This window comes from Nonomuraea sp. NPDC051941 (assembly GCF_044593615.1).
Genome location: NZ_JBIUCF010000003.1, coordinates 19366 through 44674, shown reverse-complemented (window position 1 = coordinate 44674; position 25309 = coordinate 19366). Strand labels below are relative to the sequence as shown.

The window sequence follows — 25309 nt, the reverse complement described above, 5'->3', positions numbered from 1 at the left end:
CCATGGCGACCCGTCCCGCCAAAGAGGCGATCTTCGAGCAGTTCGCGGCCGACGGCATCTCGGTGATGTTCGGCAACCCGGGGACCGTGGAGCAGGGGTTCCTGGACGTGCTGGAGGAGACGCCGGGCTTCCAGTACGTGCTGGCGCTGCAGGAGTCGGCGGCGCTCGGCATCGCCGACGGCTACGCCCGCGCCACCGGCGGGCCCGCGCTGGTCCAGCTGCACAGCGGGGTCGGCCTCGGCAACGGGGTCGGCCTGCTCTACCAGGCCAAGCGCGGCCACTCGCCGCTGGTGGTGATCGCCGGCGAGGCAGGGGTGCGCTACGAGGCCCTGGACGGCCAGATGGCGGTGGACCTGGTGGCGATGGCCCGGCCGGTGACCAAGTACGCGACCAGGGTGACCCACCCGGGCTCGGTGCTGAGGGTGCTGCGGCGCGCGGTCAAGATCGCGATGACGCCGCCGCGCGGGCCCGTCTTCGTGGCACTGCCGATGGACGTGCTCGACGAGGACACCGACGAGCCCGCCGTGGCCAGCACGATCCCCAGCCGGGCGACGGTGCCCGTGCCTGAGGAGCTGGAGCGGGCCGCGGCGGTGCTGCGCGCCGCCCGGCGGCCCGTGGTGCTGGCCGGGGACGGGGTCTCGGTGTCCGGCGCGCAGGAGGAGCTGGCCAGGGTGGCGGAGGCGCTCGGCGCCCCGGTGTGGACGGTGAACTCCTCGGAGCTGACCATCGACACCACCCACCCGCTGCACCGGGGCGACCTCGGGCACATGTTCGGCGAGCACAGCGCCGCCGCGCTGGCCGGGGCCGACGCCGCGCTCGTCGTCGGGACGTACCTCTTCCCCGAGGTGTTCCCGCTGCTGACCAGCCCCTTCCCGGAGGCGGCGAAGATCGTCCACATCGACCTGGACGACTACGAGATCGCCAAGAACCTGCCGGCCGACGTCGCGCTCGTCGCCGATCCCAAGCCGACCCTGGCGGCGCTGGCCCGCCTGCTCGGCCCCGCCCGCCCCGAGTCCCCCCTCGAGTCGGCCCGCGAGCCGGCGGAGGTGTACGGCGAGACCATGATGGACCTGTTCGCCGGCGAGCTGGCCGCCCGGGCCGGCGACAGGCTGGTGGTCTTCGACGAGGCGCTGACCTCCGCCCCCGCGCTGCTCAGGCGGCTCCCGCCGCGCCGGCCCGGCACCTACTTCCAGACCAGGGGCGGCTCGCTCGGCGTCGGCATCCCCGGCGCGATCGGGATCAAGCTGGCCCGCCCCGAGGACGAGGTGGTGGCCTTCACCGGCGACGGCGGCAGCATGTACACCATCCAGGCCCTCTGGACCGCCGTCCGGTACGGCGTGGCCGCCCGCTTCGTGATCTGCGACAACCGCCGTTACCAGCTGCTCGACGACAACCTCGAACAGTACTGGCGCGAGCGCGGCATCGCCGCGCACCCCCACCCCCAGGGCTTCGACCTGTCCCATCCCCAGATCGACTTCGTGAAGCTGGCCGCGAGCCTGGGTGTCCCCGGCGTCAAGGTGAGCAAGCCCGCCCAGGTGGAGGCTGCGGTCCAGCGGATGCTGGCGACGCCGGGGCCGTTCCTCGTCGATCTGATTACCACCTGAGAGGTACACCGTGCGTGAGAAGCGATTGGCCGGGCGCACCGTCGCGATCCTCATGGAGAGCGACTACGTCGAACAGGAGCTCCACTACTACCAGCGGCGTTTCACCGAGGAGGGGGCGCGGGTCGAGTTCCTCACGCGGTTGTGGGGACAGGACTCGCTGACCTTCCACGGCCACGAGTTCAAGGAGCCGTTCACGGTGAGCGGCGACCTGGAGAGCGCCGACCTGAGCCGGATCGACGTGCTGATCGTGCCGTCCGGCATGGTCTCGGACCGGCTGCGCTACACCGAGGACGTCCACGAGCTCGCCCCAGCCGTACGGCTGCTGAAGGAGGCCTTCGACGACCACCGGATCGTCAAGGGCATCATCTGCCACGGCCTCTGGCTGGCGGCGCCCATCGCCGAGGCGGTCAAGGGCCGCCGCGTGACGTGTCACAACAACCTGGTCGGCGACGTGCGCAACATGGGCGCCGTCTACACCGACCAGGACGTCGTGGTGGACCGCGACCTGGTGACCGGCCGGACGGCCGAGCACTGCGCCGCCTTCGCCCGCATGATCATCGACCTGGTGGCCGCCGACCGCGGCTCCGAGACGGTCTACCGGCCCGACTTCACCTTCTCCGACCTGGTGGCCGGCTACGTCACCGGCTTCGAGCACGGCGAGATCAGCCTGCGCACCAACGACGGGCGGCCGGTGCGGGTGCGGCTGACCGGCACCACCTCCGCCGAGTTCGTGCGCAACCTCTCGGAGCCGTACCTCGACGCCTCGGCGCACCTGGAGCAGCTGCTCACGCCGGGCACCTACGTGTTCGTCAAGGGGATCTTCTACCACGAGAACGGCGCCTACACGGTCGAGGCCAAGACGCTGATCTTCCTGGGCAGGCAGCCGGGCCAGTACGCCTTCGAGCAGCCCGACTGGTGGGTCAAGCAGATCCGCGAGCTGGGCAGGTTCTACCGCAAGGCGCAGTTCGGGGCCGACGGCCCGATCGACTACTCCGCCTACCGGACCATGCTGCGGCTGGGCGGCGAGAAGGCCGGTCAGGACGTGCAGGAGACCGACACGATCTCCCGGATGATCTACGGGATGTCCTCGGCCTACATGCTCACGGGTGAGGAGGACTTCCTGGAGGTGGCCGAGCAGGGCACCGCCTACCTGCGCGAGCACATGCGCTTCGTGGACCGCGACGAGGACGTCGTGTACTGGTACCACGGCATCGACGTGCGCGACGGGGTCGAGCGCAAGCTGTTCACCTCCGAGTTCGGCGACGACTACGACGCGATCCCGATGTACGAGCAGATCTACGCCCTGGCCGGCCCCACCCAGCTCTACCGGCTCACCGGGGACCCGCGTATCGCCTCCGACATCGACGGCACGCTGCGGCTGTTCAAGAAGTTCTTCCACGACCCCGAGCGGGGCGGCTACTACTCGCACATCGACCCGATCCTGCTCAGCCCGCACCACGAGTCGCTGGGCCCGAACCGGTCGAGGAAGAACTGGAACTCCGTCGGCGACCACGCCCCCGCCTACCTCATCAACCTGTTCCTGGCCACCGGCGACGAGCGGCACGCCGACATGCTCGAGGAGACGTTCGACCTCATCGCCAAGCACATGCCCAGGAAGGACAGCCCGTACGTCCAGGAGCGCTTCCACGCCGACTGGACGCCGGACACCACCTGGCACTGGCAGCAGGACCGGGCGGTCGTCGGGCACAACCTCAAGATCGCCTGGAACCTCATGCGGATGATGTCGATCCGGCCCAAGGACGGCTACCGGACGCTGGCGACCGAGATCGGCGAGAAGATGCCGGGCTTCGGCAGCGACCCGCAGCGCGGCGGCTGGTACGACGTGGTCGAGCGCAGGCTCGCCCCCGGCCAGCACGTCCACCGGTTCGTCTGGCACGACAGGAAGGCCTGGTGGCAGCAGGAGCAGGCGATCCTCGCCTACCAGATCCTGGCGGGGCTGGTGGGCGAGGAGGAGTTCACGCGCAGGGCGCGGGAGTCGGCCGCCTTCTACAGCGCCTTCTTCCTCGACCACGACGAGGGCGGGATCTACTTCAACGTGCTCGCCGACGGCCACCCGTACCTGCTCGGCAACGAGCGGTTCAAGGGCAGCCACTCGATGAGCATGTGCCACGCGGCCGAGCTGTGCTTCCTGGCGACCGTCTACCAGCGGCTGCTGATCGACAAGGAGCCGTTGACGCTGTGGTTCCGGCCGCGGCCCGACGGGTTCACCGACCGCGTCCTGCGGGTGGCGCCCGACGCGCTGCCGCCCGGCCGGGTCCGGCTGGAGTGGGTGGAGGTGGACGGCTCGCCGTACCAGCTCTTCGACGCCGCGGCGATGACGGTGAAGCTGCCCGACTCCGCCTCGCCGATGACGGTGCGCGCCCATCTCGCGCCCGTGGAGGAGTGACATGGCCATGCGACTGCGGAAAGAGCTGCGCGGCGGGGTGACCGTCATCAGCCTGGACGGCCAGCTGGACAGCGAGACCTCGCCCCAGGTCCAGCAGGACCTGCGGGCGCTCCTCCCCGAGGACGGGCTGGTGGTCCTGGACCTGTCCCGGACCCTGTACATGTCGAGCGCGGGGCTGCGGGTGCTCCTGCTGGTCTACCGGCAGGCCCAGCACGGCACGGTACGCCTCGCGCTGACGGGCCTGTCCCCCGACGTGCGCGCGATCATGGAGGCGACCGGCTTCCTCGGATTCTTCACCGTGGTCGAGTCGGTGGAGCAGGGCGTGGAGGCGTTGACTGTATGACCATCCTGGAGCCGATCGACGCTTACCCCACGCAGCGGATCGCCGGATATCCCGTGCGCGCTGGGCGGTCGCTGCCGTTCGGCGCCACGCGGGTGCCCGGGGGCGTCAACTTCTCGGTCTACTCCAACCACGCCACCTCGGTGACGCTGGTGCTCTATCGGGAGGGCGAGCCCGAGCCGATGGCCGAGCTGCCCTTCCCGGAGACGTTCCGGGTGGGCAGCGTCTACGCGATGACCGTGTTCGGCCTCGACGTCGAGCGCCTGGAGTACGGCTATCGCGTGGACGGCCCCCGCCGGCCGTGGGAGGGCCACCGCTTCGACCCGGACCTCGTGCTCAGCGACCCGTACGCCAGGATGCTGACCGGTCACGGCCCCCACCGGCACAGGTCGCGGGTGACGCTCGACGACTTCGACTGGGAGGACGACCGCCCGCCGCACCTGCCGCACGAGGACCTGGTGATCTATGAGCTGCACGTGCGCGGTTTCACCAGGCACGGCTCCTCCGGGGTCGCGGCGCCCGGCACGTACGCGGGGCTCGTGGAGAAGATCCCGTACCTGCTGGAGCTGGGGGTCAACTGCGTCGAGCTGATGCCGGTGTTCGAGTTCGACGAGACCGACAACGTGTTCACCGGCGTCAACTACTGGGGGTACAGCCCCATCGGGTTCTTCGCCCCCAAGGCGTCCTACGCGGCCACCGGCCGGGACCACATGCAGGTCGACGAGTTCAAGCACATGGTCAAGGAGCTGCACCGGGCGGGCATCGAGGTGCTGCTCGACGTGGTGTTCAACCACACCGCGGAGGGCGACGAGCGCGGCCCGGCGATCTGCTTCAAGGGACTGGACAACGCCACCTACTACATGCTCACCCCCGACGGGCACTACTACAACTTCAGCGGCACGGGCAACACGCTCAACTGCAACCATCCGGTGGTGCGCGGGTTCGTGCTGGACTGCCTGCGCTACTGGGCCGCCGAGTGCCATGTGGACGGCTTCAGGTTCGACCTGGCGGCGATCCTCGGGCGGGGGTCCGACGGCGAGCTGCTGCACAACCCGCCGCTGCTGGAGTCGCTGGCGTACGACCCGATCCTGCGCGACCGCAAGCTGATCGCGGAGGCGTGGGACGCCGCCGGGCTCTACCAGGTGGGCAGCTTCCCCCACTACAGCCGCTGGTCGGAGTGGAACGGCCGCTACCGCGACACGGTGCGCAGGTACGTCAAGGGCGATATCGGCGTCACCGGGGAGCTGGCCACCCGCATGGTCGGCTCGCCCGACATGTACAGCCGGAGGGGCGCCGCGGCCACGGTCAACTTCGTCACCTCACACGACGGGTTCACGCTGCGGGACCTGGTCTCGTACGACCACAAGCACAACGAGGGCAACGGCGAGGGTAACAGGGACGGCGACGACGCCAACAACTCCTGGAACTGCGGGCACGAGGGTGTGACCGGCGACCCGGCGGTGCTGGCGCTCCGCGCCCGGCAGCAGCGCAACGCGCTGCTGCTCCTGCTGGCCAGCCGGGGCGTGCCGATGCTGCTGGCCGGCGACGAGCTCGGCCGCACGCAGCTCGGCAACAACAACGCCTACTGCCACGACGGGCCGGTCACGTGGCTCGACTGGGGGCTGCGGGAGGAGAACGCCGACCTGTTCCGCTTCACGCGGCACGCCATCGCCTTCCGGCGGGCGCACCCGGTGCTGAGGGGCGGCTCTCCCGGATCGGTCCACTGGCACGGCGTGAGCGCCTGGTCACCGGACTGGTCGGCGCACTCGCGGGTGCTGGCCGCGCTGTTCGACGGGGGCGGGAACGACTGCGTCTACGTCGCCGCCAACTCCCACTGGGAGTCGCACACGCTCGAACTGCCGCCCGCGCCGCGCGGGCAGACCTGGCACCTGTTCGCCGACACCGCCGCCGCCCCGCCGATGGACGCCTTCGAGCCGGGCTCGGAACCGCCGCTGGCCAACCAGTCACAGTTGTCCATCGGCCCCAGAAGCGTCGCGATCTTGGTCACGCATTAGCGAAAGGAACCATGTCATGTCCTTCAGGATGAAGATGAGCGTGGAGGGCGACACCGCCACGATCCGGCTGGCCGGCGAGCTCGACGGCAGCTCCGCCCCCGAGCTCAACGAACTGGTGTCGCAGGCCGTGGGGCGGCAGGTGGGCAAGCTGGTGCTGCTCCTCGACGAGCTGACGTACATGTCGTCGGCGGGGGTGCGCTGCCTGGTGTTCGCGCACCAGAAGCTGCCGCGCGGCTCGGAGATCACCTTGGTGGGGACCAATCCGGAGGTGGCGGAGACGATCCGGCTCACCGGCTTCGACCGCAGCATCGTGATGCAGTGATGCTCGCCTGCCGGCTCAAGATCGATGTCCAGCACGTGTCCCTGCCGGGTGTGGTGGCCGATTTCATCGAGGCGCTGGCAGACGGGGCGGGGCTGACCTCCCGCCAGGCGTACTGGCTGAGACTGGCGACGGACGAGATCACCACGAACATCGCCCACCACGGCTACCGGGGCGGGGCGGGCGTCGTGGAGCTGTCCGGGGAGATCGAGGACGACCGGCTGCAGGTGAGCATCGAGGACGACGCTCCGCCGTTCGATCCCGCCGGATACGATCCCGCGCCTCGGCTGGCGCTGCCGCCCGCGCTGCGCGAGGAAGGCGGCTACGGGCTGCTCCTCGCCATGGGCAAGGTGGACGAGTTCCGCTACGAGTACGTCGGCGGACGCAACCGCAACACCCTGATCATGCGACTGCTTGGAGGCGCGAATGCCGACGGCTCTGGTGGTTGCCGAACCGGCTAACCCCACGTCCACCGCGGTGCTCGAACTCGACGGGGCACTGCGCGAAGAGGGCTTCGACGTCCAGCTCGCCGTCCCGGACGACCTGGTCCTGCGCCACCCGCACCCCGATCTGCTGCTGATCTCGGCGGCGCTGGGGCTGCAGCGGATGGCGCTGGTCAGCCAGCGGTTCCTGGTCGACGGGCGGATGCCCACGATCGTGGCCTTCCCCGACGACGACATCGCCGCGCTGGAGGAGTGTGTGCGCGGCGGGTTCGACTACGTGACCCGCCCGTTCCTGCCCGGCCTGCTGCGCAGCAGGGCGAACTCCTGCTGGGAGCGCTATCAGCTCAGCACCACGGTGGAGGAGATGGCGGCGCTGGCCAGCCTGCGGGAGTACGAGCGCGAGCTGCGCATCGCCCGCGACATCCAGGCCGGGTTCCTGCCGGAGTCACTGCCGAGGCTGGACGGATGGGAGATCGCCGCCAGCTTCCGGCCGGCCCGGCAGGTGGCCGGCGACTTCTACGACGTGTTCACCCTCGTCAACGGGCGCAGGCTGGCACTGGTGGTGGCCGACGTGTGCGACAAGGGCGTGGGGGCGGCGCTGTTCATGGCGCTGATCAGAACGCTGCTCCGGCACACGGCCGAGCACACCGGGTTCGTCCAGGACGTCAGCGACGACGCCGCCGTGGCGCTGGACGGCTCGCCGGGAGAGTCCGCGCTGCCCCTGCTGTCGCTGGGGGCGGGGCCGCTGATCCAGGCGGTGGTCGGGACCAACCGGTATATGGCCCGCAATCACATCAAGCAGGCGTATTTCGCGACGATGTTCTTCGGGGTGCTGGACCCGTACTCCGGGGACCTGGTCTACATCAACGGCGGGCACAATCCGCCCGTCGTGGTGCGGGCCGACGGCCGCCAGACGATGCTGCCGCCGACGGGGCCCGCGGTCGGGATCCTGGCCGACAGCTCCTACACCCTGGGTCACGTGCAGCTGGGGCCCGGCGACGCGCTGTTCGCCTACACCGACGGGGTGGTCGAGGCCAGGAACTCCGCCCACGGCCTGTTCGGCACCCCCCGGCTCCAGGAGGTGCTGGGCGGGGCCGGGGGGCACGCCTCCGGTCTGCTCGCGGCGGTCGACACCTCGGTGCGCACGTTCGTGGGGGCCGCCGAGCAGTCCGACGACATCACCACTCTGGCGCTGAGCAGGAACCCCTCCTGAGGGGACAGGCCCGGACCACGGCCGCGGCACGTGGTCCGGGCCTCTCACGCGGCGACCATCGACATGGCGACGGCGACGTCCCAGCCGGAGGCGGGCTCCCCGCCGTGGAAGCCCTCCGCCAGCAGCGTCGCCTCATCCGCCCGCCCGGCCAGCAGCAGCGCGTCGATCAGGTACGCCGTCAGATGCGCCGCCAGCCAGGGCGGCCCCGCCGCCGCTCCCCCGGCGGTGAGCGCGAGCGCGCGCCGCAGGTGGAAGACCGCCTCCTCGGGCCGGGTCCGCAGGCGGGCCATGGCCTGCGCCGCATGCACGAACAGGGCGGTCTCCCTGTCGGTACGCGTGATCGTGCCGACGTCGTCGGCGGAGCGGCCGTTCAGCGCCATGATCCAGGCCCGGTAGGCGAGCAGCAGCGGCCGCTGCGCCGGCCCGGCGGCCACCGCCGCGCGCAGCAGGAACTCGGCGGCGGCCTCCGGCCGGCCCTGCCCGCAGGCCAGGTTGACCGCTCGGGCGAGCGCCAGATGCGGCGTGCTCTCCACCATTCCCTCGGGCAGCGAGTCCAGGAACGACATGCTGTCGCGCCCCCTGCCGCGCAGCAGCAGCAGGTGCGCCAGCGGCACCGAGACGGTGTGCCCCTCGCCGCACCACGCCGCCGCCTTGCACAGCTCGAAGGCCCGGTCGAAGGCCAGCGCCGCCCACGCGTCCCAGGTGGCCTTCACCAGGTGCGGGGTGGCCGCGGACGGGTCCATCGGCGGCAGCCACTCGGTGGCGCACTGGAACTCCCACCCGGCGGCGCCCCGGGTCAGGCGTTCGGTGAGCCGGCGCCCGACCAGGAAGTCGTGCAGCAGGCGGGGGTTGCCGCCGGTCGCCGAATGCAGGGCGCCGGCGGTGGCCTGCCGTACGTGGCCACCGGCCAGCTCGGCCAGCAGGGCGGCCACCTCCTCGACCGCGAGCGGCGGCACGTCGACCGTGTACGCACCCGGCTCGAAGCGCAGGCAGTCCACCGGATCGGGGCGCCGCGCCGCAGGCCCGGACAGCGTCGTGACCAGCACCCTGGCCCCCGGGCTCCCGCCCGCGGCCGTGCGCAGCGCCATCAGGCTCTCGTCCTCGCTCACCTGCGCGTCGTCCATGACGAGCAGCAGCGGACGGCCCCCGGCGGCCGCCTCGACGCGGGCGGCGACCTCACCGGGACCGTCCGCGGCACGCAGCCGGACGATGTCGTAACGCGCCGCCTCGGACGATTCGAGCACGCGCTCCACCAGCCGGCTGCGGCCCGAGCCCGGCTCTCCGGCCAGGACAATCGGGCCTGCTCCGGCGGCCCCAAGGGCTGACCGAATCGCGGCGAGCTGCTCGCTCCGGTCGATGAAATGCCACTTCATCTGGTTAATCCCCTCAATTGAATGGATTAAATTCATGCTTTGGGAACAATGCCGTAACGTCAATGCCGAAATGACGCAATCGGGGTAGAGGTGACAAATATTCCGTGAGGCTTCTAGACTCAGCCTTGCGATCCTGATCTGCTGACGCGGTGGAGGCACTCACGGGGGGTTCGGTGTCAGGCGACGGCTGGAGCCGGCAGGAGCTCGCGCGATTCCTGCGCAGCAGGCGCGCGCGGGTCACGCCGGGGCAGGTGGGCTTCCCCGAAGGGGGGCGCAGGACGAAGGGGCTGCGGCGGGAGGAGGTGGCGGTGCTCGCCGGCCTCAGCCCGACCTGGTACACGTACCTTGAGCAGGGGCGTGACATCAGGCCCTCCATCCAGGTGCTCGACAGCCTGGCCCGGGTGCTCGACCTCAGCGAGGACGAGCGCCGCTACATGCACACGCTGGTGCACGGCCAGGTCACCAACCCGCAGCCGCTCGAGGGGCAGACGTGGTCGGGCGACGTCATGGGCCCGCTGGTGAGCCTCATGAGCGCCAGCGCCTATCCGGTCTACGCCACCGACATCCACTGCGACCTGACCGCCTGGAACGACGCCGCCGCCGAGTGGTACGACGACTGGGGCAGCTACACGCCCGAGCACCGCAACATGCTGCGCTGGCTGCTGGTCTCGCCCACGGCGAAGGAGCGGCTGCCCGACTGGGAGCGCGTCACCTGCGACGTCATCGCCCGGTGGCGCTCCGAGCTGGCCAGATGGCCGCACGACGAGCGGCTGACCGCGAAGATCGCCGAGTTCTCCCAGCTGAGCCCGCTGTTCGCCGGCCTGTGGCGCAAGCACGAGGTGCAGGAGCACCGCAGCCTCACGCGCCGGTTCCGGCATCCGCGGCTGGGCCTGCAGACCCTGCGCATGGCGCTGATGATCACCCCGGACGAGCCGCTGGTCGGGCTCGTGATCCATTTTCCGATGCACGCGGGCGAATAACGCGGTTTTCACCGCCCCGGTATTTCGTCATCTGTTAATTGACACCCACGTGGGCGAGCCGGACCTTAGGTGATGTCGTTCGGCCAACCAACAAGGGCGCCCGGGCATCGTCGAATTCACGATGACCCGGGCGAGAACGGGAACGGGGCCCCATGTACAACAACAGCGGGCGAGATCCCATCGCCATCGTCGGCGCCGCCTGCCGGCTGCCCGGTGCGCAGAGCCCGGCCGACCTCTGGCAGATCGTCAGCGGGGGCCGGGACATGATCGGCGTGATCCCTCCCGAAAGATTCGACATCGAAACCACCTCCGGCCGCCGCCGGCCCGATGTGCTGCGGGGCGCGGGCGGCTACCTGGACGACATCACCGGGTTCGACGCGCGCTTCTTCGGCGTCACGCCGTTCGAGGCCCTGCGGATGGACCCGCAGCAGCGGTTGCTGATGGAGGTCACCTGGGAGGCGCTCGACGACGCGGGCATCCCGGCCGAGAGCCTGGCCGGGAGCGACACCGGCGTCTACACGAGCCTGCTGTCCTCGGGGTACTGGGACCTGCTGCGCCGCTCGGGGATGTACGACATGCACGCCGCGCTCGGGGCGGCCGTCAGCGGCATCTTCCCCGGCCGCGTCTCCACCCAGCTCGACCTGCGCGGTCCCAGCATGGGCGTGGAGGCGGCCTGCGCGACGTCGCTGCTCGCGGTGCACATGGCCTGCCGGGCGCTGTGGTCGGGCGAGATCGACCTGGCCATCGTCGGCGGCGCGAACCTGCAGATCGTGCCGGACCTGTATTTCGCGCTCGCGGACGCCGGCGTGCTGTCCAGCTCGGGCCGGTGCAAGTTCGGCGACGTGTCGGGGGACGGGTACGTGCGCAGCGAGGGCGTGGTGGCCCTGATACTCAAGCCGCTCTCGCGGGCCCTCGCGGACGGGGAGCACCCGTACGCGACGATCCTGGGCAGCGCCGCCACCCACGACGGCCGCACCGGCGGCTCACTCGTCTCCCCCGGGCTGGAGGGGCACGAGACGATGCTGCGCAAGGCCTATCTCGACGCCGGGGTCTCCCCAGGCGAGGTCGACTACGTCGAGGCCCACGGGCCCGGCACCCCCGCCGGCGATCCGACCGAGCTGGCCGCGCTGGACCTGGTCATGCGGGAGGGCCGGGACCCTGAGCGGCGCTGCCTGGTCGGCTCGCTCAAGTCCAACATCGGCCACACCGAGTTCACCTCGGGGATGGCCGGGCTGCTCAAGACGGCCCTCGCGCTGCGGCACCGGACCATACCCGCGACGCTGCACGTGGTGGAGCCGCACGCCGTCCTGCGGCAGCCGACCGCGGCCGTCGAGCTCGCGCTGCTCACCCAGGACTGGCCGGACCGGGGGACGCCGGGCCTGGCGGGCGTCAACTCCTTCGGCATGTCGGGGACCAACGTCCACCTCGTGCTCTCCGAGGCGCCGCAGGCGGCACGTCCCCGGCTCGGCCAGGGCCGGCCCAGCTACGTCCTGCCCCTGTCGGCGCGGGACCCGAGGGCGCTCGACGAGCTCGCGGGCGCGTACGCCGAGCTGCTCGACACGGTGACAGAGGGGACGGGGGCCGAGGACGCGGGACCCGGCCTCCACGACGTGTGCTTCAGCGCGGGTGCCCGGCGCTCGCACCACGAGTACCGGCTGGCCGCGGTCGGCGACGACGCGCGCTCGCTGGCCGCGTCCCTGCGGGAGTTCCGCGCGAACGGGCGGGGTGACGGGCAGTCGGTGCACGCCGGCGAGCGCCGCGCGGCCCGGCGGCCGAAGGTGGTGTTCGTCTTCCCCGGCCAGGGCGGCCAGTGGGCGGGCATGGGCAGGCAACTGCTGGCCGCCGAGCCGGCCTTCGCCCTGCGCCTGCACGAGTGCGCGCGGGCGGTGGCCGCCGAGCTCGGCTGGTCCCCCGTGGACGTGCTGCTGCGCGGGGAGCGGCTGTCGCGCGTGGACGAGGTGCAGCCGACCCTCTGGGCGATGCAGGTGGCGCTGGCCGCCGTGTGGCGCGAGTGGGGCGTCGAGCCCGACCTGCTCATCGGCCACAGCATGGGCGAGATCGCCGCGGCGGTCACCGCGGGCGCGCTGAGCGTGGCCGACGGCGCGGCCGTGGTCGCCAGGAGGAGCCGGCTGCTGCGCGAGCTGCGCACGCCCGGCGCCATGTGGGCCGTGGCGCTCGGTGCGGAGGCGGCCCAGGAGGCGATCGGTGAGCACTCCGGCCAGGTGAGCGTGGGGGTGGTCAACAGCCGTCACTCCACGGTCCTGTCCGGCGACCCCGCGAGGCTGGAGCGGATCGTCGCGCCGCTGCGCCGCGACGGCGTCTTCTGCCGTCAGGTGGACGTGGACTACGCCTCGCACGCGCCGCAGGTGGAGCCGGTGCGCGAGGCGCTGCTGGAGGCGCTGTCGAGCGTCAAGCCCGGCCCCTGCGCCGTGCCCATCCACTCCAGCGCCCGGGACCGGGTCGTCGACGGCACGGAACTGGACGCCGGTTACTGGTTCGAGAACCTGCGGCTGCCCGTGCGCTTCGCCGCCGCCTGCCAGGCCGCGCTCGCCGACGCCCGGCCCACCGTGTTCATCGAGATGAGCCCGCATCCGGTGCTGCAGACGGCGCTGGAGGAGGAGGTCGAGGCGGCGGGCGCGACCGCGAGCGTGGTGCCCTGTCTGCGGAGGGACGTGCCGGACGCGGCGGCCCTCAGCGCGGCGCTCGGCCAGGCGTACGTGCTGGGCTGCCGTCCCCGCTGGGACCGCGTCCACCCCGAGGGCGAGTACGTCCGGCTGCCCGGCTACCCCTGGCAGCGGCGGCGGTTCTGGCCCGGCTCGGCCACCTCCCCCATTCCTCCCGAGCCCGCCCGCGAACCGGCCCGCGAACCGGCCCGAGAGCCGGCCCGAGAGCCGGCGCGGCCCGGACGCCCGGATCTGGCGACTCTGTCGGAGACGGAGTTGACCGCCGTGGTGACCGACCTGGCGTCCCAGGTTCTCGCGGTGCCCGGACACGAGATCGGGATGGACGTGCCGCTCACCCTGCTGGGGCTGGACTCCGTGCTGGCGACCAGGTTCCGCGAGCGGGTGCGGCGCGAGCTGGGCGTGGACGTGCCGGTCCGCAGCCTGCTCGGCCCGGGCACGCTGCTCGACCTCACCACCGAATTACGCTCGGCGGCCACCGTGTGAGGCGCGGCCGCCGCTGTCGAGACGGGGCTCCGGGTCGTCCGGAGCCTCGTCTCCGCTCTTTTGAAGGTGGCATTCCGACTGCTAGCACTAACTAATTCTTGGGCATTCCAGTCAAGAGCCGGAAGGATACGGGCATGGTGACAGCCGTGTTGGGAACGCTGGCCGGCGCCGCGCTCGTGGCGGCGGTGTGGCTGAGCGTCGTGCTGACCGTGTTCACCCCCCGGGGCAGGCCGAGCCGGCTGGTCCGCGGCGTCCTGCGGGCCTTCGCCGGTCCCATGCTCGCGATGGCCGGCCGGGTCCCGCCCGTCCTGCGGGAGCCGCTGCTCGACCTGTGCGGGCCGCTGGCCGTCGTCACGGTGGCCGCGATCTGGCTCGGCGTGTCCTCGGCGGGGTTCGCGCTGCTGGAGGGCACGCCGCTGCGCGAGGCCGAGTGGGCGTCCAGGCTGCTGATGGTGGCGGCCATCACGACGTACCTGGGGCATTTCCTGGCCGCCTACTCCCGGCGGGAACGGCTGGTGGCCAGGCTGGCCGGCAGCGTGTGCAACCCGCGCGACGCCGACACCATGCTCGCGTCCTACCTCAAGACCGGCTCGCGCGACCACCTCGACACCATGTTCGCCGAGTGGACGGTGTGGATGGCCGAGGTGGAGCACTCCCACCTCGCCCATCCGGCGCTCACGTTCCGCCGCCCCGCGGGCGACCTCGACTGGCTCAAGGCCGCGGTCATCGTCCTGGACGTGGCCGCGCTCATCGAGGCGCTCGCGCCGAGCTGGGCTCCGGCGCACACGAAGGCACTGCTCGCGACGGGGACGCGCTGCATGCACCGGCTGACCCACGGGCTGTGCATCACGCTGCCGCCCATCCCGGTCAGCCTGCAGGGGCGGGAGGAGCGCAACTTCTCCGACACGCTGCTGCTGGCCCACGAGGCGGGGCTGCCGGCCGAGCGCGACCCGATGGAGGCGTGGACCGTCTTCCAGGACCTGCGCACCGGGTACGCGCCGCACGCCTACGCCATCGAGACCCGGCTCCGCTACGACCGGGTCGAGGAGCCGGACGACGTCGGCGACTGACGCCCGCCGGAGTGCCCGGCCCCGGTCACGGTCTGCCCCGGATAGGCGATGACGCCGCTGAGACCGGCGCCCTCGGCGACGCGTACCTCGTGGCCGAGCGCGGTGAAGCCGTCAATGACGGCCGGGCGCTCCAGCGACGAGTCCACCCTCGCCATCACGCCCACGTACGCGTCGCTGAGCCGCGCGCCCGGCCCGATGATCGCGCCGTCCAGGCAGGCCACCCGTTCCAGGCGGCACCACGGGTGCAGGTCCGCCTCGTCGCCGACGTACGAGTCGCGCAGCACCACGCCGGGGCCGATCTCGACGTCCCGGCCGATCCACGCGCCGGGACCCACGTGGACGAGCCCGGCGGCCAGCTTCTCCGCCAGCGTCAGCCCGCTGACCTCGTCGCGGCGCGCCAGCGAGGAGGGGTGGATCACGGGCCCGTCCGGCAGCCGCAGGCTCGGGTAGCCGCCGGCCAGGGCCTCGGCCATGGTGAGCAGATAGTCGCGGGGGTTGCCCAGGTCGCCCACCTTGGCCAGGGGCGAGCACATGACCCGGTGGGCGCGCGACACCAGCCACGGCAGCAGGTCACCGCCCCAGTCGAGCCCCCGCCCGGCCAGCGCCGCCAGCTCGTCGGTGGCGCCCAGAGCGCGCAGCCTGGCGCAGTCCACCAGGTAGAGCCCGGCGTTGATGGGCACCCTGTCCAGGTCGGCGGTCACCGCCGCGATGGTCTCCAGGGGCGGCTTCTCGATGAACCGCTGGATCCGGCCGGCGCCGTCCGCGAGCACCAGCCCGTACGTGCCCGCCACCTCCGCCGCCGTCCGAAGGACCAGGCCGACGGTCACCACCGCCCCGCTCGCCAGGTGGTCGCGCACCAGCGCCGCCAGGTCGAACTCGAACAGCGAGTCGGTCGGCAGCACCAGGGCGTGGCCGAGCAGGCCGTGCTCCTCGATCACGCTGAGCGTCGCCTGCCCGGAGCCGGTGTTGAACCGGTCCGTACGCGGCCGCGAATAGCGCACCGAGACCCCGAGCCGCTCGCCGTACCCCAGCGCCTCCTTGACCTGATAACGATTCTCCCGGCCGTTGGCCGCCACGTGGAAACTCGTTATTCCCTGGTCGCGGAGGCCCGCGACGAGCCATTCGATGACCGGCCGCCCGAGAAAAGGGACGGCGGCCTTGCTCCTTATGTGACCGGAACCTTCGAGGGTGAGCGGGCGGGCGCGGAGGCCGCGGCCGCCGGCCAGTGCGATGGCGGCAATAGAAGGCATGGCAACCTCCAAGGACAACGGGCGGTGACTTATTCGTACCATTCGCTCCGGGAATATGGCCCGTTTCGGCCGCCGAACGCCGGGATTTCGTCAGGTCCGCGTCTGACAAAAGCACCGTGGTTTCCGTTAAGTCAGGGTGCCGCCGACGCGGGCCGGATATTTATCGTGGGCCTCCCTGACGTGTCTCGCCGAGGAGGAGACCGTGCGCGCAGCCGTCATCACGCAACTCAACTCCCCATGGGAGTTCCAGGACCTCGCCGATCCCGAGCCCGGGCCCGGCCAGGTCGTCGTACGCATCCAGGCGTGCGGCATGTGCTTCAGCGACGTACTGGTACACCGCGGCCACTGGCCGGTGCAGCTGCCGATCGTGCCGGGGCACGAGCCGGTGGGCGAGGTGGTGGCGCTCGGCCCCGGCGCCACCACCCTGCGGGTGGGCGACCGGGTCGGCGTCTCGTGGATGCAGCGCGGCGAGGGGCGCTGCGTCCAGTGCCAGAGCTGGCATCCGGTGGCCTGCTCGCACACCACGACCTGGATGGACATGGGCGGCGGCTACGCCGACCTGATGGTGGCCTGGGAGTCGGGGTGCACGCTGCTGCCCGACGGCCTGGACTACACCGACGCGGCGGTGGCCTTCTGCGCCGGCTTCACCTCGATGAGCGGCCTGCGCAACGCCGACCCCCGGCCGGGCGAGCGCGTCTGCGTGCTGGGCGTCGGCGGGCTCGGGCACATGGCGGTGCAGCTGGCCACCGCCATCGGCCTGGAGACGGTCGTGCTCACCACCTCGCCCGACAAGGCGGAGTACGCCAAGGAACTGGGCGCCGCGGAGGGCGTCGTGGTCGGCGACGACCCCGGCAAGGCGCTGGCCGACGCCGGCGGCGCCGACATCATCCTGGCCACCACCACCTCGGCGGACCTGGTCGCCCGCGTGCTGTCCGGCCTGCGCTACGGCGGGCGGCTGGTCACGATGGGCGTCACCGGCCCGCTGAAGATCGACGACATGATGACGCTGCTGTTCAAGCAGTGCTCCATCAAGGGCAGCACCCACAACAACCGCTCCGACCTGGTCGAGGTGCTCACGCTGATGGCCGCGGGCAAGGTCAGGCCGCGCGTGGAGACCTACCCGTTCGCCGAGGTCAACGAGGTGCTCAAGCGGGTGGAGGCAGGCCAGGTGCGCTACCGCGCCGTACTCACCCCCAACTGAGGAGGATCCCCGCATGTCCGAGCCCCCGATCGTCATAGCGAACCGGGAGCACCTGTGGTGGCTGCTCAACGAGGCCTCACAGCTGGAACACATGATCCTGAGCCAGTATCTCTTCGCCGAGGCCAGCCTCAAGAACGGGACGGAGGACGGCCTGACGGCCGAGCAGGCGGACGCGGTCGCCCGCTGGCGCAGGGTCCTGCACTCCATCGCGGTCGAGGAGATGCTCCACCTGGCGCTGGTGTCCAACCTGCTGGCCGCCATCGGCGCGGCGCCGACCTTCACCCGCCCGAACTTCCCGCAGCGCTCGGGATACTTCCCGTCGGGCATCCAGCTCGATCTGCTGCCCTTCGGCGAGCAGGCGTTGCGCCACTTCCTGTACCTGGAGCGCCCCGAGGGCATGCAGGTGCAGGACGCCGAGGAGTTCGAGCCGGTGCCGCCCAGCCGCGTCCGGCTCGACCCCGCCGACCTCATGCCCAGGGGCCAGGAGTACGCGACGATCGGCCACCTGTACCGCGGGATCGAGGAGGGGCTGCGGGCGCTCTGCGCGGAGCTCGGGGAGCGCGCCGTGTTCGTCGGGTCCCCGCGTGCCCAGGCCACGCCGGAGCTGTTCCGCTGGCCCCAGCTCGTCGCGGTCACGGACCTGAAGTCCGCGTTCACCGCGATCGATCTCATCATCGAGCAGGGCGAGGGCGCGCGTGGCGACTGGCAGCAGGCCCACTACGGGCGCTTCCTCGCGGTGTGGCGGGAGTACGAGGAGCTGCGCGCGCTCGATCCGGGCTTCGACCCGGCGCGACCGGCGCTCGCCGCCTACCTCAAGCAGCCCTACGACATCGTGGAGCCCCAGCCGCTCATCACCGACCCCGGCACCCGCCGGACGGCCGAGCTGGCGGCGGTGGCCTATGAGCTGGTGCTGCACCTGCTGACCAGGTTCTTCACGCACACCGACGAGAGCGAGGAGCAGCTGGGCCTGCTCGTCGGCACGTCGATCAGCATGATGGCCGAGGTGCTGCGGCCGCTGTCCACCGCCATGACCACCATGCCCGTCGGCCCCGAGCACCCCGGCCGCACGGCGGGCTTCGCGTTCGAGATGTACTACGCCATGAGCAACTTCGTGCCCTGGCGCGAACCCTCCTGGGCGCTGCTGCACGAGCGCATGAGAGTGCTCGTGGAGCGCTGCAGGGCCGCCGAGAAGGCCGGCGGACCGGCGTCAGCGGCCGCCGCGGCGGCCGGCGTCCGGGCGGCCGAGCTGGCCGAGCGGGTGCGCGCGCACGTGCCGCCGGCACTGCTCCCGTCGTAGGACTTCACGAATTACCTCGCGCCGCCCGGCCGACTTGCCAATGTACGACCCGGCTCTTTGACGTCGGCCGGGCCGCCGGAAAAAGAATTGACTCATGCGAGGTGTGATGGAAACCAGCGCCGAATTCACGGTCGCCGAACTCTCCGGCCGATGGCGCAGCCCGGTCGCCGCCGAAGTATTCCCGGGAATATTCGGGGTGGACGACTTCTGGCTGCACAGTCCTTTCTGGGCCATTCATTTCAATGCCTACAAGGACCCCGGCTGCGACAGCCGGCTCTTCGAGCTCATCATCACGGGCATGTTCGAGCTCCTCGGCCCCAGCGAACAAACGCCCGGCGCGCGCGACGCCGATTTCTCCCGGACCAAGGTCTGCCTGCGCCTGTTCGACACCGGGCTCGTCGCCGGCGCCGACGAGGTGAAGGCGGGCGACGGCAACTGGCAGCCCGGCGAGTGGCAGGACGTCTCCCACGGCGGCTGCTCGATCCTGGACCTGCCGGGCGTGGACGAGTGCCCGCGGGAGTACGACCTGCTCGGCCTGGCCCGCTCGCACGGCCGGGACGAGGATCGGCTCTACTTCGGCCAGCGCCACCACGACGAGCTCGGCTCGATCTGGACCCGCCGGGCCCCGGGCCTGCTCGACTACTACGTGGTCCGCGTGGTCGGAGCTCCGCCCCAGGTCGGGGATGGCGCGGAGTGGGGGCCGGCGGAGTGGACCCACGTCACGAGCTCGTACACCCTCACCCCCGACGATCGGAGACACTCGTGACCACCACCCAAGCCGCAGTCGTCGAATCGCCGGGAGCGGCGTTCACCCTCCGGGACGTCGAGCTGGACGCCCCGCGCCAGGGAGAGATCCTCGTCCGGATGAAGGCCGCCGGCATCTGCCACACCGACCTCACGGTGGCGGCGGGGCACATCCCGTTCCCGCTGCCTGGCGTGCTCGGGCACGAGGGGGCCGGCGTCGTGGAGGAGACGGGCCCGGGCGTGACCAAGGTCAAGCCGGGCGACCACGTCGTCCTCACCTTCACCTCGTGCGGGAGCTGCGCCTCCTGCCGGATCGGCCACCCCGCCTACTGCACCACGTGGATCCCGCAGAACCTCATCGGCGGCAAGCGGCCCGACGGCAGCTCGCCGATCAGCAGGGACGGCGTCGCGCTCGGCGGCCGGTTCTTCGGCCAGTCGTCGTTCGCCCGCCACTCCATCGCCGACGAGCGCAGCGTCGTCAAGGTCGACCCGGACCTGCCGTTCGAGCTGCTGGCCCCGCTGGCCTGCAGCGTCCAGACCGGCACCGGCGCGGTCTGGAACACGCTGCGCCCGGAGGCCGGCACGTCCATCGCGGTGATCGGCACGGGCGCGGTGGGCCTGGCCGCCATCATGGGCGCGGCGCTCACCCCGGTCAGCCAGATCATCGCCGTGGGCCGGCAGGCGGCGCAGCTCGAGCTGGCCGCCAAGATCGGCGCCACCCACACCGTCGACTCGACCGGCCTCGACCTGGCCGACGAGCTGCGGAAGATCACCGGCGGCGCCGGCGTCGACTACGTGGTCGAGGCGGTGGGCAACCCCGACGTGCTGCGCGCCGGCATCGAGGCGCTCGCACCGCGCGGCGCGGTGGCCGTCGTGGGCGCTCCGCCGTACGGGGTGGAGGTCTCGGTCGACGTGCACCGGCTGCTGCCGGGGCGGCGGATCCTGGGCGTCTGCGAGGGCGACAGCGACCCCGACCGGCTCATCCCGCTGCTGGCGCGGCTGATCCGCGGCGGCCGGCTGCCCGTGCAGCCGCTCATCAAGGAGTACGACTTCGCCGACATCCAGGCCGCGGCGGACGACTTCAGGTCCGGCAAGAACATCAAGACGATTCTGCGGTTCGACGCGTGAACGACGTTTGGAGCCAGGAATGAACACCTTCGAGCTCGGCGACTTCCCGCTCACCTCAGGTGACACGCTGCCCGGCGCCCGGCTGGCGTACCAGACCTTCGGTGAGCTCAACCAGGCCAAGGACAACGTGGTCGTGTTCCCGACCTTCCTCGGCGCCCCCGCCGAGGTGCTCAACGGCTGGATCGGCGAGAACCGCGCGCTCGATCCCCGCACCCACTTCATCGTGCTGCCCGGCCACTTCGGCCTCCCGCCGTCCTCCGCGCCGAGCAACACCCCGTCGCGGCCCTTCCCGGCCGTCAGCATCGCCGACGACGTCATCGCCCAGCAGCGGCTGCTGGAGGAGGTCTTCGGCGTCCGCGAGATCCGGCTGGCGCTCGGCTGGTCGATCGGCGCGATCCAGGTGTACGAGTGGGCGCTGCGCTTCGGCGACCTCGTACGGAGCATCGCCCCCATCGCCGGGGCGCCCACCCCGCCGCCGTGGACCAAGCTCTGGCTGAAGACGGTGGTGGAGGAGCCCATCACCTCGGACCCCAACTACGCCGGGGGCGCCTACACGGACGCGGCGAGCGTCAGCGGCGGCCTGGCCCGGGTCGGGCACGGCTCGGCGCTGACCGCCCCGCCCCGCACGTTCTACTACGCCGGCGCCGACGTCTGGCGCACCCTGGGCTTCGACAGCGTGGACGCGTTCGTCGAGGGCTTCTGGGAGGGCTTCTGGCTCCCGCAGGACCCCAACGACGTGGTCACCCAGGCCCGCAAAGCCCGCGCCGCCTGGCCGGGTGCCGAGGGCGAGTCCCTGCGGGAGGTCCTGGGCCGGATCAAGGCCAAGACCACGATCGCCGGCTTCACCGGCGACGCGCTGTTCCCGCCGGACGAGCTCAGGCAGTACGCCGAGTGGATCCCCGGAGCGACGTTCCGCCAGATCGACAGCATCTACGGCCATCTGGCCACGTTCGGGCTGGCCGAGCCCGACGTGAAGGCCATCGACGACGTCATCAGACACGCCCTGGAGAGCTAGCCGTGGCCGAGGCGGAGTTCGTCAGGTTCCTGGAGGCGGCCCGGTCGGATCCCGGTCTGCTGGCCCGCTACTCCCCCATGGACCTTCCCCGGGTCCTGTTCCACGCCCGCAACGACGGGTTCGCCTTCACCGAGGACGACGCCGAGCGGGTCATCGGCCGGCTGGAGGCGGACCTCGTCATCCACAAGGACGGGGAGCCGTTCGACGGGAGCAGCACCCTGTGGCGGCACATGTGGGGCGAGCGTTACCTCGACTACCTGGTCGACCACGTGGTCGCCCGCTACTCCCGCGAGGAGCTGGCATGAGCGAAGCCAACGTCATCGGGTTCCTGCGCGGTCTGGCCGAGCGGCCGGACCTGGTCGACCGGCTCAAGGACAAGTCCAAGGACGAGGTCATCGCGGCCGCCGCCGCGGCCGGGCAGCCGTTCACCGCGCAGGAGTTCAACTCGTTGATCTGGGAGCTGGAGGGGCGGCTGGCGCACGAGCGCGGCGAGGAGTTCAACGAGCGGTTCCCGCTCTGGGGCCTGCTGTGGGGCCGGTACTACCTGGAGTTCCTCGTCTTCGACCTCGTCCCCAGCCTCGACGAGACCGGCCTGCTGGTCGGATTGGAGCACAAGCCATGATGCGAAACGCCCTCTACATCGGGCGCGAATGGAACGTCGAGCACAACCTGCGGGCGCCGGTGACCGGCGCCGAGCTCAGGTACACCGTGCTCGGCGAGGGCGAGCCCGTGCTGTGCATCCACGGCACCAGCATCGCCGACAGCCTCATCACCCCCATGCGGTTCTACCCCCCGCTGCTGCAGGACTACCAGCTCATCAGCTACTACCGGGCCGGCTACAACGGCAGCACGCTGGACAAGCCCGAGCTGAGCATCGAGGGCGGCGCGCAGCACGTCGCCGAACTGCTCGACCACCTGGGCATCGAGAAGGCGCACATCATGGCCTTCTCGTTCGGCGGCGTGATCGCCTTCCAGTTCCTGCTGTCGTACCCGGAGCGGGCGCACAGCGCGATCCTGCTGGAGCCGTACCTGCCGCGTGAGGCGCCGGACGCGATCCAGGCCAACATCGACGCCTACATGAACGCGATGAAGCTGTACGAGACGGGCGACAAGCTCGGCGCGGCGCAGCTCTACATGGAGGCGGTGTGCGGGCCGAGCTTCCTGCCCGCGGTGGAGATGACCGGGCCGCTCGACGTGTGGGACCGCGTCGAGGCGTGCGTCGACACGACCTTCACCGTCGACTTCCCGGCGATCTCGCAGTGGGGCTTCAAGCCGTCGGAGGCCGACCGGCTGGTCACGCGGAAGCCGGACATGCCGGTGCTGGCGGTGATGGGCCTCGACAGCGAGTCGGCGATGCCCGGGTTCCGCGACGCGCAGCGCTTCCTCATGAACTGGCTGCCGCAGGCGGAGCGGTGCGGTATCCCCAACGCCACGCACGGGCTGCAGAGCATGAACCCGGTGGCCGTCGGCGAGGCCGCCCACACCTTCCTCAAGCGCAACCCCATGTGAGACCCGTGGGGGGGGGGGGCCCGGGGGGCCCCCCCCCCCCCCCCCCCCCCCCCCCCCCCCCCCCCCCCCCCCCCCCCCCCCCCCCCCCCCCCCCCCACGTCTCATCCACGGCGCCGACCTCAGCGCCGACCTCAGGCACCCCGGTCACGCGAAGTCGTAGCCGAGCCGGACGGTCACCGTGAGGGACTGGCGGCCGGGACTGATGGAGGCGCTGGTCTCGGCCACCGCGGCGGCCATGGTGATGGGCTGGGGGCCGCCGCCCCTGACGTCTTCGCTCACCGAGACCACCCGGCCCAGCGGGCGCCCGGCCAGCTCGGCGTAGTGGGCGGCCTTGGCGGCGGCGTCGCGGAAGGCCCGGGTACGCGCCTCCCTCAGGACGCCCGACGGGTCCGACACCTCGAACGCCAGGCCGTTCAGCCGGGCCTCCTCCCCCACCCCGGCGACCGTGTCGATGACGTGGTCGGCCCTGGACAGGTCGCGGACGATCACCTCCACCCCCTGGACCGCCCGGTAGGCGGCCACCTTCGGGTAGACCTCGTACTCCGGCCCCAGCGACAGCTCCACCGTGCGCACGTCCTGGGCGGCGATGCCCTCCCGGGCCAGGGCCTCGGCCAGCCGGGCGGCGGCGGCCCGGACGGCGGTGAAGGAATCCGCGGCGGAGGCCCGGCGGACCTCGACGCCCGCGTGCAGCCGGAGGATGTCGGGTGCGGCCAGGACGGCGCCCTCGCCGACGACGGTGATGTCCACGCCTACTCCCTCGAACGGGTCCCGCATCGATCCTAGAACGCTCGGCGTCATCCCGCCCGGCCGATGCCCGGCGCGCCCAGGACGGCCTCCGCGACCGCCCCGGGATTCTCGAGCTGGATCTGGTGCCCGCATTCCGGCAGGCGTACGAGTGTGGCGGACAGGGCCCCGGCCAGCCGCGCGTGGCCCAGGTCCCGCCCACCGGCGCTGATCACGGAGACCGGCACGCCGGGGAACTGCGTCTCCTCCCGCACCCGCAGCAGGTCGGCGACCATGTCGCGGCGGGCCAGCCACTCCCCCGCCGCCGCGGCGAGCACCTTGCCCGTGCGGTAGACGCCGTACGGGTCGGGCACGCCGACGAGCAGCCGGTGGGCGGCGGGCCCGGCGAGGCGGGCCACGGCGGTCGCGCCCCACGTGCCGCCCAGGGCGGGCAGCCACTGGCCGGCGGTCCTGGCCGGCGCGGACGGCTTGCGCTCCGTGACCGGGGCCGGATCCACCAGGACGAGCTTGGCCACGCGCAGCGGGTGCAGCCTGGCGAACGCCTCCGCGTGCCAGCAGGCCATGCCGTGGGCGACGACGGTCACCTGCTCGGGATGGGACGGGGCCAGCGCGGCCAGGCGGGCCACCTCGGTGTACAGGGTGGGCGGGGCGGTCGCGTGCGGGCTGAGGCCGAGGCCGCAGCGGTCGAAGCGGATGACGTGACGGGTCCCGGCCAGCAGCCCGGCCACCGCGCCCCAGTGGAACCAGGCGCCCCCGAGCTCGGCCGTGATCAGCACGACGGGCCCGGCTCCCTGCTCGACCACGTGCGGCCCGGCGTATCCGCCGTCGTGATCGACCGCCTCGGCCGTGATCGGCGGGACGGGCGGGTCGTCGGTGATGAGCAGGTGGACGGCCACGTACACCAGCCAGACCGCGAACAGCGTGAGCTGCGCCCGGTGGGCGAGCCCCGCCCCGTGCCGGTCGGCGAGCGCGGCGGTGGTGAGCAGCGTGGCCGCCAGCCCCAGCCACGTGAACAGCCACGACACCCACGACCGCCAGCGCGCGCTGAGCAGCACCATCGCGGCCAGCAGGGCGGCCGTGCCCAGCGCCCCGGCCAGTTGATGCACGTGGTGCGCGGACGACACGACCCGCCGCCCGCAGTACGGGTCGCTCAGCGTGGCGCAGTCCAGCGGGAACAGCCCGGCCGCGAACGTGAACACCCCGAACGCCGCCAGCGCCAGCCAGGCCTGCCACTCGCGGGCCACCCTCGGCACGAGCGCCACCCCGGCCGCGCAGGCCAGCCCCGCCAGCGCGTCGCTGGTGCGGAACAGCCGCGTCCACGGCTGGTCGCGGGCGGCCAGCTCGCTGACGTACCCGTCGGTCCTGTCGACCTCCGGCGTGGTGAACTGGCCAGTGATCCACGCACTGCCCAGCACGGCCGCCACGATGAACGCGGAAGCCGCGAGGACGTACAACCTTCGCTCCACGTGATCATTAGATCACCCAGGGTG

Annotated in this window: 22 protein-coding genes; 18 read left to right on the top strand and 4 right to left on the bottom strand. The window is 71.8% G+C overall.

Annotated elements, in window-relative coordinates; translation table 11 throughout:
• Positions 1 to 2 precede the first annotated feature (2 nt).
• Genes ACIHFD_RS06680 through ACIHFD_RS06650 form a run of 7 tightly spaced genes read left to right on the top strand, consistent with a single transcriptional unit; the run spans position 3 to position 8341 of the window.
• Positions 3 to 1604: a thiamine pyrophosphate-binding protein gene (locus ACIHFD_RS06680; RefSeq protein ID WP_363963441.1), complete on the top strand. Its 1602-nt coding sequence runs from the start codon at positions 3 to 5 to the stop codon at positions 1602 to 1604.
• A 10-nt stretch (positions 1605 to 1614) separates the two neighbouring features.
• Positions 1615 to 4011, top strand: coding sequence for an AGE family epimerase/isomerase (locus ACIHFD_RS06675; RefSeq protein ID WP_397365917.1), 2397 nt, complete (start codon positions 1615 to 1617; stop codon positions 4009 to 4011).
• Positions 4012 to 4018: 7 nt separating this feature from the next.
• A complete protein-coding gene (locus tag ACIHFD_RS06670; protein ID WP_355191502.1) occupies positions 4019 to 4354 on the top strand; it encodes an STAS domain-containing protein in 336 nt (111 codons plus the stop codon).
• Positions 4351 to 6366, top strand: coding sequence for a glycogen debranching protein (locus ACIHFD_RS06665; RefSeq protein ID WP_397365916.1), 2016 nt, complete (start codon positions 4351 to 4353; stop codon positions 6364 to 6366). The genes ACIHFD_RS06670 and ACIHFD_RS06665 overlap by 4 nt, the downstream gene beginning before the upstream one ends.
• Before the next feature lie 16 nt (positions 6367 to 6382).
• Positions 6383 to 6688: an STAS domain-containing protein gene (locus ACIHFD_RS06660; RefSeq protein ID WP_350728893.1), complete on the top strand. Its 306-nt coding sequence runs from the start codon at positions 6383 to 6385 to the stop codon at positions 6686 to 6688.
• Positions 6688 to 7146: an ATP-binding protein gene (locus ACIHFD_RS06655; protein ID WP_397366289.1), complete on the top strand. Its 459-nt coding sequence runs from the start codon at positions 6688 to 6690 to the stop codon at positions 7144 to 7146. Before ACIHFD_RS06660 ends, ACIHFD_RS06655 begins: the two co-directional genes overlap by 1 nt.
• Positions 7112 to 8341 carry a SpoIIE family protein phosphatase gene (locus ACIHFD_RS06650; RefSeq protein WP_364251113.1) on the top strand — a complete coding sequence of 410 codons (1230 nt, stop codon included), beginning with the start codon at positions 7112 to 7114 and terminating at the stop codon, positions 8339 to 8341. The genes ACIHFD_RS06655 and ACIHFD_RS06650 overlap by 35 nt, the downstream gene beginning before the upstream one ends.
• 44 nt (positions 8342 to 8385) lie before the next feature.
• On the opposite strand, the gene ACIHFD_RS06645 is transcribed toward ACIHFD_RS06650, so the two are convergent.
• Positions 8386 to 9714: a hypothetical protein gene (locus ACIHFD_RS06645; protein WP_397365915.1), complete on the bottom strand. Its 1329-nt coding sequence runs from the start codon at positions 9712 to 9714 to the stop codon at positions 8386 to 8388.
• A 149-nt stretch (positions 9715 to 9863) separates the two neighbouring features.
• Here ACIHFD_RS06645 and ACIHFD_RS06640 point away from each other — a divergent pair, with 149 nt between their 5' ends.
• The 3 genes from ACIHFD_RS06640 (at position 9864) to ACIHFD_RS06630 (ending at position 14931) form a co-directional block, all read left to right on the top strand.
• Positions 9864 to 10694 (top strand): helix-turn-helix transcriptional regulator, encoded by an 831-nt coding sequence (locus ACIHFD_RS06640; RefSeq protein ID WP_350728889.1) that lies wholly within the window; start codon positions 9864 to 9866, stop codon positions 10692 to 10694.
• Between the two features lie 152 nt (positions 10695 to 10846).
• A complete protein-coding gene (locus tag ACIHFD_RS06635) occupies positions 10847 to 13861 on the top strand; it encodes a type I polyketide synthase (RefSeq protein ID WP_397365914.1) in 3015 nt (1004 codons plus the stop codon).
• Between the two features lie 134 nt (positions 13862 to 13995).
• Positions 13996 to 14931: a hypothetical protein gene (locus tag ACIHFD_RS06630; RefSeq protein WP_397365913.1), complete on the top strand. Its 936-nt coding sequence runs from the start codon at positions 13996 to 13998 to the stop codon at positions 14929 to 14931.
• Here ACIHFD_RS06630 and ACIHFD_RS06625 read toward each other — a convergent pair.
• Entirely contained in the window at positions 14892 to 16181 is a 1290-nt protein-coding gene (locus ACIHFD_RS06625; RefSeq protein WP_397365912.1) for a sugar phosphate nucleotidyltransferase, read from the bottom strand. The genes ACIHFD_RS06630 and ACIHFD_RS06625 overlap by 40 nt on opposite strands.
• Before the next feature lie 202 nt (positions 16182 to 16383).
• Here ACIHFD_RS06625 and ACIHFD_RS06620 point away from each other — a divergent pair, with 202 nt between their 5' ends.
• The 8 genes from ACIHFD_RS06620 to ACIHFD_RS06585 all read left to right on the top strand — a co-directional run bounded on the left by ACIHFD_RS06620 (position 16384) and on the right by ACIHFD_RS06585 (position 23075).
• Positions 16384 to 17382, top strand: coding sequence for an alcohol dehydrogenase catalytic domain-containing protein (locus tag ACIHFD_RS06620; protein WP_397365911.1), 999 nt, complete (start codon positions 16384 to 16386; stop codon positions 17380 to 17382).
• A 13-nt stretch (positions 17383 to 17395) separates the two neighbouring features.
• Positions 17396 to 18679: a ferritin-like protein gene (locus ACIHFD_RS06615; RefSeq protein WP_397365910.1), complete on the top strand. Its 1284-nt coding sequence runs from the start codon at positions 17396 to 17398 to the stop codon at positions 18677 to 18679.
• 106 nt (positions 18680 to 18785) lie between these two features.
• Complete coding sequence (locus ACIHFD_RS06610) at positions 18786 to 19445, top strand: hypothetical protein (RefSeq protein WP_355191484.1); 660 nt, start codon at positions 18786 to 18788, stop codon at positions 19443 to 19445.
• Positions 19442 to 20551, top strand: a complete 1110-nt coding sequence (locus tag ACIHFD_RS06605; protein WP_350728880.1) for an NAD(P)-dependent alcohol dehydrogenase — start codon at positions 19442 to 19444, stop codon at positions 20549 to 20551. Before ACIHFD_RS06610 ends, ACIHFD_RS06605 begins: the two co-directional genes overlap by 4 nt.
• 19 nt (positions 20552 to 20570) lie before the next feature.
• On the top strand, positions 20571 to 21566 hold the full coding sequence (locus tag ACIHFD_RS06600; RefSeq protein ID WP_397365909.1) for an alpha/beta fold hydrolase: 996 nt from the start codon (positions 20571 to 20573) through the stop codon (positions 21564 to 21566).
• Positions 21567 to 21568: 2 nt separating this feature from the next.
• On the top strand, positions 21569 to 21871 hold the full coding sequence (locus ACIHFD_RS06595) for a hypothetical protein (RefSeq protein WP_397365908.1): 303 nt from the start codon (positions 21569 to 21571) through the stop codon (positions 21869 to 21871).
• Positions 21868 to 22188, top strand: coding sequence for a Nif11 family protein (locus ACIHFD_RS06590; RefSeq protein WP_397365906.1), 321 nt, complete (start codon positions 21868 to 21870; stop codon positions 22186 to 22188). Before ACIHFD_RS06595 ends, ACIHFD_RS06590 begins: the two co-directional genes overlap by 4 nt.
• Positions 22185 to 23075 (top strand): alpha/beta hydrolase, encoded by an 891-nt coding sequence (locus ACIHFD_RS06585; protein WP_350728872.1) that lies wholly within the window; start codon positions 22185 to 22187, stop codon positions 23073 to 23075. The genes ACIHFD_RS06590 and ACIHFD_RS06585 overlap by 4 nt, the downstream gene beginning before the upstream one ends.
• A 144-nt stretch (positions 23076 to 23219) precedes the next feature.
• Here the strand turns inward: ACIHFD_RS06585 and ACIHFD_RS06580 are convergent, their stop codons facing one another.
• Both ACIHFD_RS06580 and ACIHFD_RS06575 read right to left on the bottom strand, forming a co-directional pair.
• Complete coding sequence (locus tag ACIHFD_RS06580; RefSeq protein WP_363963410.1) at positions 23220 to 23822, bottom strand: SIMPL domain-containing protein; 603 nt, start codon at positions 23820 to 23822, stop codon at positions 23220 to 23222.
• Between the two features lie 47 nt (positions 23823 to 23869).
• The gene (locus tag ACIHFD_RS06575; RefSeq protein WP_397365904.1) at positions 23870 to 25285 is read right to left on the bottom strand and encodes an alpha/beta fold hydrolase; all 1416 of its coding nucleotides are present in this window, start codon (positions 25283 to 25285) and stop codon (positions 23870 to 23872) included.
• Positions 25286 to 25309 lie beyond the last annotated feature (24 nt).

Bases quoted from the DNA above. Each gene is read 5' to 3' on its own strand.
- ACIHFD_RS06650 (WP_364251113.1), top strand. From the start codon at position 7,112: ATGCCGACGGCTCTGGTGGTTGCCGAACCGGCTAACCCCACGTCCACC.
- ACIHFD_RS06655 (WP_397366289.1), top strand. From the start codon at position 6,688: ATGCTCGCCTGCCGGCTCAAGATCGATGTCCAGCACGTGTCCCTGCCG.
- ACIHFD_RS06625 (WP_397365912.1), bottom strand. From the start codon at position 16,181: ATGCCTTCTATTGCCGCCATCGCACTGGCCGGCGGCCGCGGCCTCCGC.
- ACIHFD_RS06670 (WP_355191502.1), top strand. From the start codon at position 4,019: ATGCGACTGCGGAAAGAGCTGCGCGGCGGGGTGACCGTCATCAGCCTG.
- ACIHFD_RS06610 (WP_355191484.1), top strand. From the start codon at position 18,786: ATGGAAACCAGCGCCGAATTCACGGTCGCCGAACTCTCCGGCCGATGG.
- ACIHFD_RS06665 (WP_397365916.1), top strand. From the start codon at position 4,351: ATGACCATCCTGGAGCCGATCGACGCTTACCCCACGCAGCGGATCGCC.
- ACIHFD_RS06635 (WP_397365914.1), top strand. From the start codon at position 10,847: ATGTACAACAACAGCGGGCGAGATCCCATCGCCATCGTCGGCGCCGCC.
- ACIHFD_RS06585 (WP_350728872.1), top strand. From the start codon at position 22,185: ATGATGCGAAACGCCCTCTACATCGGGCGCGAATGGAACGTCGAGCAC.
- ACIHFD_RS06590 (WP_397365906.1), top strand. From the start codon at position 21,868: ATGAGCGAAGCCAACGTCATCGGGTTCCTGCGCGGTCTGGCCGAGCGG.
- ACIHFD_RS06645 (WP_397365915.1), bottom strand. From the start codon at position 9,714: ATGAAGTGGCATTTCATCGACCGGAGCGAGCAGCTCGCCGCGATTCGG.
- ACIHFD_RS06660 (WP_350728893.1), top strand. From the start codon at position 6,383: ATGTCCTTCAGGATGAAGATGAGCGTGGAGGGCGACACCGCCACGATC.
- ACIHFD_RS06680 (WP_363963441.1), top strand. From the start codon at position 3: ATGGCGACCCGTCCCGCCAAAGAGGCGATCTTCGAGCAGTTCGCGGCC.
- ACIHFD_RS06615 (WP_397365910.1), top strand. From the start codon at position 17,396: ATGTCCGAGCCCCCGATCGTCATAGCGAACCGGGAGCACCTGTGGTGG.
- ACIHFD_RS06630 (WP_397365913.1), top strand. From the start codon at position 13,996: ATGGTGACAGCCGTGTTGGGAACGCTGGCCGGCGCCGCGCTCGTGGCG.
- ACIHFD_RS06600 (WP_397365909.1), top strand. From the start codon at position 20,571: ATGAACACCTTCGAGCTCGGCGACTTCCCGCTCACCTCAGGTGACACG.